11 protein-coding genes are annotated in these 12,964 nt (G+C 64.5%); 9 read left to right on the top strand and 2 right to left on the bottom strand.

Going from position 1 to position 12,964, the window contains the following annotated elements; genetic code table 11:
- The first annotated feature begins 59 nt into the window (after positions 1-59).
- The 3 genes from AB5Y50_RS08595 to AB5Y50_RS08585 all read left to right on the top strand — a co-directional run bounded on the left by AB5Y50_RS08595 (position 60) and on the right by AB5Y50_RS08585 (position 3,672).
- The gene (locus tag AB5Y50_RS08595) at positions 60-1,703 is read left to right on the top strand and encodes an electron transfer flavoprotein-ubiquinone oxidoreductase (protein WP_042017253.1); all 1,644 of its coding nucleotides are present in this window, start codon (positions 60-62) and stop codon (positions 1,701-1,703) included.
- 415 nt (positions 1,704-2,118) lie between these two features.
- The gene (gene corA / locus AB5Y50_RS08590) at positions 2,119-3,066 is read left to right on the top strand and encodes a magnesium/cobalt transporter CorA (protein WP_005301617.1); all 948 of its coding nucleotides are present in this window, start codon (positions 2,119-2,121) and stop codon (positions 3,064-3,066) included.
- A gap of 144 nt (positions 3,067-3,210) precedes the next feature.
- Positions 3,211-3,672: a DUF2919 domain-containing protein gene (locus AB5Y50_RS08585; protein WP_043155869.1), complete on the top strand. Its 462-nt coding sequence runs from the start codon at positions 3,211-3,213 to the stop codon at positions 3,670-3,672.
- A 9-nt stretch (positions 3,673-3,681) separates the two neighbouring features.
- Here AB5Y50_RS08585 and AB5Y50_RS08580 read toward each other — a convergent pair whose 3' ends face one another.
- Positions 3,682-4,431, bottom strand: coding sequence for a hypothetical protein (locus tag AB5Y50_RS08580; RefSeq protein ID WP_041215335.1), 750 nt, complete (start codon positions 4,429-4,431; stop codon positions 3,682-3,684).
- A 215-nt stretch (positions 4,432-4,646) separates the two neighbouring features.
- On the opposite strand from AB5Y50_RS08580, the gene AB5Y50_RS08575 reads away from it, so the two are divergent.
- From AB5Y50_RS08575 to AB5Y50_RS08555, 5 genes are all read left to right on the top strand, one after another.
- The gene (locus AB5Y50_RS08575; RefSeq protein ID WP_043155872.1) at positions 4,647-5,882 is read left to right on the top strand and encodes an MFS transporter; all 1,236 of its coding nucleotides are present in this window, start codon (positions 4,647-4,649) and stop codon (positions 5,880-5,882) included.
- A 60-nt stretch (positions 5,883-5,942) separates the two neighbouring features.
- On the top strand, positions 5,943-7,916 hold the full coding sequence (locus tag AB5Y50_RS08570; protein WP_053288501.1) for a siderophore amonabactin TonB-dependent receptor: 1,974 nt from the start codon (positions 5,943-5,945) through the stop codon (positions 7,914-7,916).
- Between the two features lie 78 nt (positions 7,917-7,994).
- Complete coding sequence (locus AB5Y50_RS08565) at positions 7,995-9,011, top strand: amonabactin ABC transporter permease subunit 2 (RefSeq protein WP_043155876.1); 1,017 nt, start codon at positions 7,995-7,997, stop codon at positions 9,009-9,011.
- 12 nt (positions 9,012-9,023) lie between these two features.
- On the top strand, positions 9,024-10,073 hold the full coding sequence (locus tag AB5Y50_RS08560) for an amonabactin ABC transporter permease subunit 1 (protein ID WP_043155877.1): 1,050 nt from the start codon (positions 9,024-9,026) through the stop codon (positions 10,071-10,073).
- A gap of 43 nt (positions 10,074-10,116) precedes the next feature.
- Positions 10,117-10,935 carry an amonabactin ABC transporter ATP-binding protein gene (locus AB5Y50_RS08555; RefSeq protein WP_010674442.1) on the top strand — a complete coding sequence of 273 codons (819 nt, stop codon included), beginning with the start codon at positions 10,117-10,119 and terminating at the stop codon, positions 10,933-10,935.
- A 90-nt stretch (positions 10,936-11,025) separates the two neighbouring features.
- Here the strand turns inward: AB5Y50_RS08555 and AB5Y50_RS08550 are convergent, their stop codons facing one another.
- Positions 11,026-11,757 carry a 4'-phosphopantetheinyl transferase gene (locus AB5Y50_RS08550; protein WP_043155880.1) on the bottom strand — a complete coding sequence of 244 codons (732 nt, stop codon included), beginning with the start codon at positions 11,755-11,757 and terminating at the stop codon, positions 11,026-11,028.
- A 207-nt stretch (positions 11,758-11,964) separates the two neighbouring features.
- On the opposite strand from AB5Y50_RS08550, the gene AB5Y50_RS08545 reads away from it, so the two are divergent.
- A complete protein-coding gene (locus tag AB5Y50_RS08545) occupies positions 11,965-12,903 on the top strand; it encodes an iron-siderophore ABC transporter substrate-binding protein (protein WP_043155881.1) in 939 nt (312 codons plus the stop codon).
- Positions 12,904-12,964 lie beyond the last annotated feature (61 nt).

The raw sequence follows: 12,964 nt of genomic DNA, 5'->3' as shown, positions 1-12,964 counted from the left end.
GGTTTACGTTTACGTAAACTACCAACACTACCCTAGGCCAAGTCGAGCACAGAGGCAAGATGGAACGCGAAGCAATGGAATTTGATGTCGTCATCGTCGGTGGCGGCCCGGCAGGCCTGAGCGCCGCCATCGCATTGAAGCAGCAGGCCCCGGCCCTCTCGGTCTGCCTGCTGGAGAAGGGGGCCGAGATCGGCGCCCACCTGATCTCCGGCGCCCTGCTCGATCCCGTCGCCCTCAGGGAGCTGCTGCCAGAGAGCTGGCAGGAGGCCCCCCTCGGCGTGCCGGTGACGGATGATCAGGTCCATCTGCTGCAAAGCGACAGCCGCTCCCTGCAGCTGCCCCACTGGGCGGTGCCACCCCGCATGCACAACGACGGCAGCCACATCATCAGCCTCGGCACCCTCTGCCGCTGGCTCGGCAAGCAGGCCGAGGCCCTCGGTGTCGAGATCTACCCGGGCTTTGCGGCGAGCACCCTCATCGTGGAGGAGGGCCGGGTACGCGGGGTGGTGACCGGCGATCTTGGCCTCGACAAGGAGGGCAACCCCAAGCCGGATCACGTGCCCGGCATGGCCCTGTATGGCCGCTATACCCTGTTTGCCGAAGGGGCGCGCGGCCACCTCGGCAAACAGCTGATCGCCCGATTCCATCTGGAAAATAGCGCCCAGCCGCAGCATTACGCCATCGGCTTCAAGGAGGTGTGGCAGGTGCCTGCGGGACAATCCCATCCTGGGCGGGTGCTCCATGGCAGCGGCTGGCCCCTTGGTGAGGGAAAGGGCAACAAGAGTCAGGGGGGCTTTTATCTCTATCATCTGGCCCAGGATCAGGTGGCGGTTGGCCTTATCGTCGATCTCAACTACCAGAATCCCTGGCTTAGCCCCTTTGACGAATTCCAGCGTCTCAAGCACCACCCCCTCATCGCGGCAACGTTGCAGGGGGGCGAGCGCATCAGCTACGGCGCACGGGCCATCACCAAGGGAGGCTGGCACTCATTGCCGCGCATGCACTTTCCCGGCGGCCTGCTCATCGGCTGTGACGCGGGCACCCTGGACTTCTCCCGCATCAAGGGGATCCACACCGCCATGAAGTCCGGCATGGTGGCGGCCGCGACGGTCGCCATGGCACTGCGAGGAGGGGATGAAGGGGGACGGGATCTGGCCGAGTTTCAGGACGCGCTGCTGCAAAGCTGGCTGACCCGGGAGCTGAAGAGGGCCCGCAACGTTGGGGCCGCCCTGCACCGCTTCGGCCCCTGGCTCGGCGGCGCCTTCAACTGGCTGGAGCAGCGACTCTTTGCCTTGACCTCTCCTTTTACTCTGCTGGACAAGGAACCGGATTACCGCCAGCTGCGCCTGGCCAGCCGTTGCCAGCCCATCGACTACCCCAAACCCGACGGCAAGCTCAGCTTCGACAAGCTCTCCTCCGTCTATCTGGCCAGCACCAGCCACGACGAGGATCAACCCTGTCACCTGACCCTTCAGGACGCGCGCATTCCGGTTGAGGTCAACCTGCCCACCTGGGCCGAACCCGCCCAGCGCTACTGCCCGGCGGGGGTGTTCGAGATTCTTGATGGGGATACCCGGCCAAGGCTGCAGATCAACGCCGCCAACTGCATTCACTGCAAAACCTGCGACATCAAGGATCCCAGCCAGAATATCGTCTGGACGCCGCCCCAGGGCGGCTCGGGCCCCAACTACCCCAATCTGTAACAGGCTTGCCCACGCACACCAGAGCAGATAACAAGGAGACGCAGCCCCGGAACACCGCCCGGAGACCGTTTCCTGCGCTTGGCCGGGGGCTGTCGCAGGGCGACCAGCAACCCGCCATTCCCGCCGGTGAGCCCGGGCCCTCCCCCACACCAGGGCGAACAAAGAAGGCGACGCCGGGATCGCCCGCATCGGGGTCGCCACGGCTGATCCGACCTCGCCGCTTTTTTGAGCGAACAGGCTGAACCCCTGATGAATAGGCCCTGACAAGCGGGTCCCGCCCCTGTATAGTTCGCCGCATTCAGGTTGTCCATCGGCCTCGTTATGCTATTTCATGGGATCGCTTTCCGTGCGATCTAAGGCCGCATGAACCTGTGCAACCATCCCTGATTACCCATGACTTCTTAAGGGGGGACAGATGATCACCGCCTACATTCTCAACAACAAGGTGCTGGACATAGTCACGCTCGGGCCGGATGACATCGTTCCCGACAACACCGTCTGGCTGGATGCCTACAAGCCGGACACAGCGGAGCGAGAATGGTTGACGGGCCTGTTCCTGGAGGAGGTGCCGGACAAGGAGGAGCTCGATGACATCGAGGCATCCGCCCGCTTCTACTGGGACACCGACGGTCTGCACATCCACTCCCTGTTTCCCCAGCGCATCGGTCGCGACACCAAGGGTGTGCACGTCTCCTTTACCTTGCGCAACAACCTGCTGATCAGCATCCGCGAGGATGACATCGGCCTGGTGCGTCTGCTGCGCCACTACATGCGCCAGGACAGGCTGGAGGTCGAAGACGCCCTCGACATCCTGCTGGAGGTGCAGAACCTCAAGGTGGAGTACCTCTCAGACCTGATCGAGGATGGCTACAAGACCCTGGAGAACACCGCCGATCAGATCTTCGAGCCGGACCAGATCAACCCCATGCTCAAGGAGCTGATGGCCCAGGAAGAGGCCAACGGCCAGATCCGTCTCTCCCTGCACGATACCCGCCGCGCCCTGCGCTTCCTCAAACGCAGTCTGCGCCAGCGCATGACGGGGGAGCAGAACAAGTGGATCGACGAGATGCTGCACGATGTGGAATCCCTGCTGCCCCATACCCAGTTCCTGTTCGACAAGATCAACTTCCAGCTGGAGGCCTCCATGGGGGTGACCAATCTGGAACAGAACAAGGTGATCAAGATCTTCTCGGTAGCCGCGGTGATCTTCCTGCCGCCGACGCTCATCGCCAGCATCTACGGCATGAACTTCGGTCGCATGCCGGAGCTCGCCTGGGAATACGGCTACCCCCTCTCCCTGGTGCTGATGGTGATGTCATCGCTGGGCACCGGTCTCTTCTTCAAGAGAAAAGGCTGGCTGTGACGCCGGAACCCGGCAACTAAAGACTGCGGATTGGGGGGCATGGCCCCCCGATTAATTCCCGGCCGTTGCCGGCCTTGCAATGGCCTGCCCTGTGCCCCATATCCCCTTCATCACTCGCACTGCATGAATGGATACCGGTCCACCATGACCCTCTACCCCGAACACCGTTACGACGATCACGGCCAGTTGCGCCCCCCGCTCTGGTTCTGGCCCATCGCCCTCTTGCTGACCCGCTCGGTCTGGCTGTTTCTGATGGCGGGGGTCACCCGGGAGAGTGGCAGCGCCATCCTGACCCTCTTCTACCCGGACAAGCTCACCCTCTATATCAGCCTGCTGACGGACGTGCCCGCCATGCTGGCGCTGCTCGCCTGCGGCGGCACCCATCGCCAGACCCACAGTGCCAGAGCCTGGCTCAGACGCCACAGCCGCGCTCTGCTGCTTTGCTCCACCGCGAGCGGCCTAGTGATGCAACTGCACAGCCTCAATCTGCAGCAGTGGTCGTTCAACTGGCCCACCGCCCTGGTGCTCATCGCCAGCCTCTGGGCGCTCTGGTATCTGCTGCGAAGCCGCCAGTTGCGGGATTACGCCCTGGATCAGCCCCACTGACAGGCTGGTTCACTGGCGCGTGACCCGGATCTGCAGAGTCTGGCGCTCGCTACCGCTGGCCCTGCCCATGCCTGATGGATTGGCGATCGCGGCCTCCCGGCTGCCTTGGGTTGTGGAAAGCTCCCCCACCGTCAGCCACTGGCCCGGGGCGCCGCTCACCTCGGTGGCACTCTGGCCGGTGTGTATGTTGCCCCGCTCCACTCTTGCCTGTTCACTGCTGAGGGCCACCTGCACCCTGTCCCCTATCAGGGTCGCGGTGGCGTAGAGACCGTTCATCAGCGGCATCATGCCCACCACCCTTCCCCCCTGCCACTGGTAAAAGGTGACCGGCTGATAGGACCCCATCTGCAACAACACGGGCCGCCCGGAGAGGCCACGCACCTGCCAGTTGTCACTCTGGCTGCGTTCATAGTGCCGGGCATCCCCCTCCAGCAGCCACTGCCGTTTGGCATCCAGGCCCAGCCCCACTCCGGCCTGCTGACTGCTGGAGGCGCCATCCACCCGCCACTCGATGAGCAGGCTTTGGGGCGGCTGGTTCACTTGCGCCAGGGTACGCTCGGCCTCCTGCAACTGGGCGGGGGTTCCGCTCAGTACCAGCTGGTTGCCCATGGCGCTCACCCCGAGATCCGGGTAGATCTCCTTGAGCGTCTGCACCGCGGCATCCGCCTCGAATACCGGTATGACCTTCACTTCGGCCCTCAAGGGCAATGCCAGCAACAGGCAGCACCCCAGCCCCCAATACCCTGATCCAGCGCGCATCTTCTCCTCCCGGCGTTCACCGCCACCCTCTCGCTTCCTGCCATCATGGTCCATGGCGCCCCGATTGCAACGGGCCTGGTATGCAACCCCACACAGAGGCACCTGATAAAGACTCGTTAAGATACCAATCAATACAAATAAAAATGGTTATCATTTGTTGTCACAACAAAAACCCTCGGATACAATTCGGACTCATTTTTTCGAGTCAGCCTCTGATGAAGCCAGAATCCGTCGCATCCACCCCTGCCGCCATCCACCTGGCGCTGCTCATCAACATGCTCTCCATGGGCTGCATGATGATGGTGATGCCCCTTGGCCCGGAACTGGTAACCCGCCTGGGGATGCTCCCGGAGCAGACAGGTTACTTCAGCGGCGGCGCCACCCTGGGCGCCGCTCTGCTGGGCCTCCTGGCCGCCCCCTGGCTCGATCGGGTCAACCGCAAACCCGCTCTGCTGGTACTGCTGGTCCTGCGCTTCCTGCTCTTGATGGCTTGCGCCCTGGCCGAGGATAGCCAGACACTGCTGCTGCTTTTCATCCTGTCCGGCTGCGTGGCCGGCCCCCTGGGGGCCATCTTGATGGCGACGGTGCTGGATCTGGTACCGCCCGCCGAGCGGGGCCGCCGTCTCGCCTACGTGGGTATGGCGTTTTCCCTGGCCGCCATTCTGATCGTGCCCGCGGCCCTCGTGCTGGCCCAGTGGTCTGGCTGGCAGAGCCCCTTCCTCTTGTTTGGTGCAGGCGGCCTGCTGCTGGCCCTGCTGTGTGCCATCTGGCTGCCGTCCCTGCCGGTCAACCGGGCCCCGGCAGGCCAGGGGATGCGCCAGTTGCTGGGGTCACCGCTCTGCCAGGGAGCCCTCTTCATCCTCTGCCTGCAGATGTTCGGCCACTTCCTGCTCATTCCGCACTTTGCCAACTACTTCCAGTTCAACCTGGGTTTCCCGCGCGAGCAGATCGCCAGCCTCTATCTGTGCGGCGGCCTTGCCAGCATGGCCACCATGCGCCTGTGCGGCGGCTGGATCGATCAGGGCCGCGCCCAGGGCGCCATCCTGCTCACCAGCCTGGCCCTGGCCCTGATCACCCTGGTGGGCTTTGCCTTGCCGGCAGGCCTGCCTCTCTATCTGCTGTTCACCCTCTTCATGGCCCTGAGCTCCGCCCGTGCCAGCACCACCCTCGCGGTCACGGCGGCCATTCCGGCCCCCCACCAGCGCGCCGCCTTCATGTCTTTCCAGGGCTCGGTCACCAATGTGGCCGCGGGCCTCGGCAGCCTGTTCTCCGCCAGATATCTGGTCTCCGACGAGGGGGGCGCCCTGCACGGTTTCCCCACCCTGGCCTGGATCAACATTGCGTGCACCCTGGTGGCCTGCGCCGGTGTCTGGTTCCTCATCCGGGGCCTGAAGCGCACAAGAGATAACAATAATCCTGCCTCTGGCACCGCCAGACAAGGAAGTCAGTGAGCACCGGATCAGAAGAATCCGGACCCCATAACCTCAGTTATATCCATGGAGTTTTTGACAATGCAGTTGCAGCACGGCCTCTTTAAACTGAACCCCATTCTGCTCTCCCTTGGTCTGCTGGCCGTACCGGGCCTGGCCCAGGCCGAGTCCGTCAAGGCCAACGAGACGGTGGTGGTCACCGCCACCCAGACCAAGCACACCGAGCTGACCGCCCCGGCCAGCGTCTCCGTGGTCACCCGCGCCGATCTGGACAAGATGAACGTCAACAACATCGGCGATGCCCTCAAGCACGTGCCCGGTGTCAACATCATCGGCACCAACCCCACGGGTCGCAACGAGATCAAGATCCGCGGCATGGGCGGTGACTACACCCTGCTGCTGGTCAACGGTAAGCGGGTCAACGCCCGCGAGACCCTGGGCAGCTCCTTTGGCAACGACTTCGACTTAAGCTCCATCCCCATGGCCGCCATCGAGCGCATCGAAGTGATCCGCGGTCCCGTCTCCTCCCTGTACGGGGCCGATGCCCTCGGCGGCGTGGTCAACGTGATCCTGCGCCAGGCCAAGGAGAACACCGAAGCGGCCGTCGGCTACACCCACACCATGCCCACCAAGGGGGATGGCGGGGATGCCAACCAGGGTAGCGCCTTCGTCTCCGGCGCCCTCATCGACAACAAGCTGCTGGGCAGCGTGGTGGTGGAAGGCTATCAGCGGGATCGCTGGAAGAGCGATCAGTCCAATAACCCGGATGCCGACGCCCTGGAGAAACGGGAAGTGGTCAACGTGCTCTCCAGCCTGAAGTGGCTGGTGGCCGACAACCAGGACATCGACTTCGATCTGGGTTACAACCAGAACGACATGGACAGCTACTTCAACAACGTGCCCCGTGCCCCGACCGCACCGGCCACCCCCCACAACGTGCAGAAACTCGATCGCCTGAGCCTGGGGCTGACCCATAACGGCCGTTGGGAACACTTCGACAGCCGCGCTCGTTACTACTTCGAGCAGACCGATCTGATGGATGACTCCCAGCTCAACGGTGGTGCCGCCGACATCACCCAGACCAACAACACGGTGGATGGCCAGTTGAGCGGCTACCTCGGGGATCACCTGCTGACCTCGGGTGCAGAGTTCCGCAAGACCGAGCTGGAGCACAGCCGCAGCATCCAGAACGGCAGCGTGGATGCGAGCCAGAGCGCCCTCTACCTGCAAGACGAGTTCGGCTTTGGGGATCTGGCCCTGACGCTCTCCGGCCGTCTGGATCACCACGAGACCTATGGCAACGAGTTCAGCCCCCGTGCCTACGCCCTCTACTCCCTGAGTGACGAGTGGGTGATCAAGGGCGGCGCTGGCAAGGCGTTCAAGGCCCCGACCCTGGCCCAGTCCAGCGAAGGATTCGCCACCACCGCCTGCCGCGGCGCCTGCAAGGTGATAGGCAACCCGGATCTGAAGCCGGAAACCTCCGTCAGCTACGAGCTTGGCACCGCCTACAACGCCGGTCGCTTCGGTGCAGGCGTGACTGGCTTCCACAACGAGATCGAGGATCTGATCCAGAGCGATCAGTGGGGCCCGGGCTACCGTCCGACCGTCATGACCTACCTCAACGTCAAGAAGGCCCGTATCAAGGGGCTGGAGCTGACCGGCTGGTTCGACGTGCTGGACAACGTGCAGCTGACCGGCAACCTGACCCTGCTGGACTCCGAAGACAAGAGCACGGGTGACGATCTGGCCAAGACCCCGGATCACACCGGCAACATCGGCCTGGACTGGAAGGCGAGCGACGTGGTCAGCGCCAACCTGGCCTGGCAGTATGTCGGCAGCCAGGTGATCAAGGTGCCGGCCCGCAACGCCCAGGCATTCACCTCCAAGCACTACCAGACCCTGGACGTGAACACCAAGTGGACCGTCACGCCGGCCCTGGACTTCAAGCTCGGCATCACCAACCTCACCAACACCCAGCGTGACGAGGTGGCGACCGACGCCGACTTCATCCTGGAAGGTCGCACCGTCTACGCAGGGGTCGATTACAAGCTGTAATCCATCCTGTATGCGGGAGCCCCGGTCGCGGGGCTCCCTTTTTGCGTTTCTGCCTCCCCGAATTCAAGGAGTCATTGAGTGCTCAGATACCAAGCTCGGCTGTTCTGGCTCGGCGTGCTGCTCCTCTTCCTGCTGATTTGTCTGTCACTGGCCACCGGGGCCGGTGTCTATGGTGGCCGCGAGGTCGCCGGCTTCCTGTTGGGCGATCCCGCCTTTGTGGCCGATGAAAAGCTCGCCATGATAGTCCATACCCTGCGCCTGCCCCGCACCCTGGCAGCCCTGGTGGTGGGGGCGTCACTCTCCCTGGCGGCTTCCATGCTGCAAAGTGCCACCCGCAACCCTCTGGCCGAACCCGGCCTGCTCGGGGTCAATGCCGGCGCCGTCTTTGCTCTGGTGATCGGCCTCACCTGGTTTGGCGTCGAATCCGCCTACGGGTATCTGCTCTGGTCCGGCATGGGGGCCCTGCTCGGCAACCTCATCGTGCTGGGCCTCGGCCTCATGGTGGGGCGCTCCAACCCCCTCAAGCTCATCCTGGTAGGGGTCGCCCTCTCCGCCACCTTCGGCGGTCTTTCCAACTTCCTGTTGCTCTCCAACCGGGTGGTGCTGGAGCAGTTCCGCTTCTGGAACTTAGGGTCCCTTGCCGCCTCCAGTCTGGAAGCGGTACTCACCGTGGTCCCATTCGCCCTGGCCGCCCTGCTGCTGACCCTGGCGCTCTGTCGCCCTCTCACCCTGATGCAGATGGGGGATCACCAGTCCAGGGCCCTCGGCATCCGCCCCACCCGGGTGCGGATCGGCGTGCTCTTGGCCGCAACGCTCTTCACCGCCTGCGCCATCGCCATCGCCGGTCCCATCGGCTTTGTCGGCTTCCTCGCCGCCTACTGCGCCCGCCTGGTGGAGCCGGTTCGCCTCGCCATCCAGGTGCGCTTCTCCGCCCTGTTCGGGGTGCTCTTTCTGCTCGGTGCCGATGTGCTGGCCCGCTGGCTTATCCAGCCCTACGAGCTGCCCAACGGCGTCATTCTGGCGCTCATCGGGGCGCCCGTGCTCATCCTGGTGGTGCGCAGCGGCGGCTTCCGCTCCCTGCTGGCCGTCAAATAAGGTGCCACGCCCATGAAGAACTCTCTCTCACTCCCGAGCGGCACCCTCTGCCTTCGCCTTGGCAGCCACACCCTGTTGCTGCACCGCCGCGCCTGGCTCATCACCCTGGGGCTCCTGGTCGCCCTCACCCTGCTCTCCCTGCTGGCCCTCACCCTGGGTTCCGGCAAGATCACCATGATGGGGGTGATCCAGACCCTGCTCGGGGAGGGAAGCCGACTCGATCAGGTAACCGTCTTCAAGATCCGACTGCCGCGCCTGTTGGCGGTGCTGGTGGCCGGCGCCGCCATGGGACTCTCGGGCTGCCTGGTGCAGACCCTGGTGCGAAACCGCCTCGCCACCCCGGACATGATAGGGGTCAACGAGGGGGCATCCCTTGCCATCATCATCTTCTCCCTCTATCTGACGCTGGGCACCTGGCCCTGGTGGGCCGCGCCGTTCGGCGCCCTGTTTGCCGCCGCCGTGCTCTATGCCCTGTGCAACAAGCCGGGGGAGCAGGGCTACCTGTTCGTGGTGATCGGCATCGGGGTCTCGGAGCTGATGAACGCCCTCGGCCAGTTCGTCATGTCCACCCAGTCCCTGGTGCACCTCACCAGCCTCTATCTGTGGAACATGGGCAACTTCGTCGGTCAGGGCTATGGCACCCTGCTACCGGTGAGCCTGCTGCTCCTGCTCATCTGTCCCTGGACCGTCTGTCTCTCCCGCTCCCTCGGCGTGCTGCGCCTGGGACCGGTGACGGCCAGCACCCTCGGGGTCAACGTGAACCGGGTGCAGCTCGGGGTGCTGGCCCAGGCCATCATCGTTGCAGCCCTTGGCACCGCCATCGGTGGCCCCGTGGTTTTCATCGCCATGGCGGCCCCCATCCTTGCCTCCTGGCTCAGCCGGGATCGCATCGTGCCGCTCTGGATTGCCGCCCTGTGCGGCGCCCTGATGCTGCTCGCCAGCGACACCCTGGTGCGGGTGCTGGCCAGCCCCCACGAGGTGGCCACCGGCATCATGACCCGCATTCTCGGCGGCCTGCTGCTGCTCTTCATCCTGCTCAAAGATCGCCAGAAGGCCGACTGACCATGGCATTCATCCATTTTCAATACAGACCGAGGGCCGCCCGATGACGCTCACCGTGAACCGACTCCAGTTCGGCTACCCGCAAAAGACCATCTTCAAGGAGATTTCCTTCTCCCTCCCCCGGGGCAAGCTGGTGGGGATCGTCGGCCCCAACGGCGGTGGCAAATCCACGCTGCTCAAGCTCCTTGCGGGACAGGAGCAGCCCCGGTCCGGGGAGATCCTGCTCAAGGAGAAGCCACTCGGTGCCTATGGCGCCAAAGCCCTGGCTCGGGAACTCGCCTATCTGCCCCAACGCCCCCTGGTCCCCCCCGGTATCCTGGTGGAGCAGCTGGTGCAATATGGCCGCCATCCCCATCAGGGCTGGTTCAATCAGTGGAGCGAGGAAGATGCCCGCATGGTGGACTGGGCCCGGGAGCGGATGCAGCTCGATGCCATCTGGCACCAGAGCGCCAGTTCGCTGTCCGGCGGTCAGGCCCAGCGGGTGTGGCTCGCCATGGTGCTGGCACAGGATGCGGACATCATCTTGCTGGACGAGCCCACCAGCGCGCTGGACATCGGCCACCAGACCGAGGTGATGGAGGCCATCCATCGGGTCGCCGCCGAGGGCAAGACGGTGCTTATCGTCATCCACGATCTCGCCACCGCCGCCCGCTACTGTGACGAGCTGATTGCCCTGGGGGATGGCGCCATCCAGGCCATGGGCCCGGCCCGGGAGGTGGTGACCAAGCCCCTCATCGATCGCCTCTACCAGACCGATGTGGACATACTGCACGCCCCCGGCGACGGGGCCCCTGTCATCGTGCCCCGCCGACGCGCTGACGAAGTGCCCCGCCTGCGCGCCGACCATGGCGTGTCGGCCTGAGCCATACCCTGTGCCAGAGAAAGAAACCGCCTGATGGCGGTTTCTTTCTCTGGGCTTTGCGTTGGCGTTATCCGGGCGCTGGCATCGTGCTCACAGCAGCAAGACGGTGAGCACGCCCCCCGGCAGGGCTTGCCAGTGCAGGGTGGCGCGCCAGCCGGCTGGCAGGGTCGGTGTCAGCGGGCATTTGAGCTCCAGGGTGAGAGTCTGCGCCGTCATGGCGAGCCAGCGGGCATCGAGAAAGTCAAAGTAGCGCCCCACCCGGGAATAGAGCCCCTTGAAGAGGCTCTCCTTGGCGGAAAAAACCAGAGTCAGTCCCTCTGCCAGGCTCAGCTGGGCGTCGTGAGCCCCCGCCTCCAGCCGTCCCCACTCCTCCCCATCCATGATGCCGGGCCAGAGCTGCGCCCCTTGGTCGCCATCGAGCCAGGCCTCCAGATCCAGCCCGATTCCCTCCTGGCCCGGGCGCACAGCACACAGGGCCACCCCCTCTCCCGCCAGCCGGCTGTGGCTGATGCTCCCCTCCACCCCTTCAGGCCAGAGTGGCTCCCGGGCCGCTCCGATGGCCACGCAGCATCCTGCAAGACCGAAGGGACGCAGGGCCTCACGGGCTGCGAGACGCCCCGCCAGAAACTCCCCGAGGCGCTTGGGGGCAGCCCCCTGCAATGAAGCAGGCAGCATGATGCCCTGGGCCCCAAAGCACTCCGGCGAGAAGGCGGCGGGATCAAAACTGACCCGATGAAGAGGCAGCGTCTCCAGGCCCGGCAGGCACAAGGCATCGGATTGACGGACAAAGGATCCATCGAGTGAGGGACAACGAGGCAACATGCAAGGCTCCTGACAGGGGCCTGCGATGGTACCAAAGCAAGCCGAGGTCATGCCACAAATACAAATGACAACGCTTCTCACTTGCTTTGTGGTAGCATGTCCCCGCCCATTTGGGCCCCGGTTTTAGGCTGACAGGCAGGCACGCCCCACAGGGCCCGCCCATCATGGGCCGAGAGTGCCGCCGATTTCACCCATAAGGATGTCACCATGAAGATCTTCTCCCCGCTGGCCACCTTGCTCATGCTGGCCAGCCTGACGGGCTTCCAGGCCCAGGCGGGCAGCCGCCAGGTCATCGATGCCAACGGCCAGCCCCAGAGCGTCCCCGATGCGCCCCGGCGAGTCGTCGTGTTGAGCGAACTCGATCTCGACAGCGCCCTGACTCTGGGGGTGCAGCCGGTGGGCACCGTCAATGGGCGCGGCCAGTCCACCCTGCCCCGCTATCTGCTGGACAAGGCGGGCAAGGAGATCGCCGTGGTCGGCGATCTGGACAACCCCAATCTGGAGACCCTCATCGATCTGGAGCCGGACCTCATCCTCACCGGCCAGACCAAGCCCGAGCTCCTCGCCCTGCTCAAGGAGATCGCCCCCACCGTCGTCACCGGCAACTGGGGCGAGCCCTGGAAAACCGTATTCGGTCGCAGTGCCGACGCGATGAACCGGGGGGCCGAGGCCAAGGCCTTCCTCACCCGGTATGAGGCCCACCTGGCAGAGGCCCGCAGCAAGCTTGCCCAGCATCAGGGGGAACAGATGAGCATAGTGCGCTGGAACCCCAAGGGGCCGAGCTACATGCACGGCGGCACCTTTGCCAGCAGCGTGGTCACCGAGATGGGGCTCACCCGCCCCTCCCACCAGATCGGTGACAAGAGCCCCCACTCCCCGGCCCTGAGCCTCGAATCCCTCAACCTGCTGGACGGTGACTGGCTGGTGATCGGCACCCTCAGCACCAGCGGGGATGCGGTGGATGCCATGAAGCAGGCCGAGCAGACCCCGGCCTTCCAGCAGCTCGGCGCCATCAAGGGCAAGCGCTTCGGCGCCGTGGACGGGTCACTCTGGACCTCCACCGGCGGCCCCCAGGCGGCCCTCAAGGTGATCGACGACGTCGAGCGCCTGCTGACCAAACCGGATGCCGCCCCCATCGCTCACTAATCCCCCCTCGGTTTACAGCCAAAAAGAAGCCCGCATGATGCGGGCTTCTTTTTTATCCATC

Source organism: Aeromonas sp. s6 (assembly GCF_040907815.1).
GTDB lineage: Bacteria > Pseudomonadota > Gammaproteobacteria > Enterobacterales > Aeromonadaceae > Aeromonas > Aeromonas caviae.
This window is presented reverse-complemented; position numbering and strand designations above follow the sequence as displayed.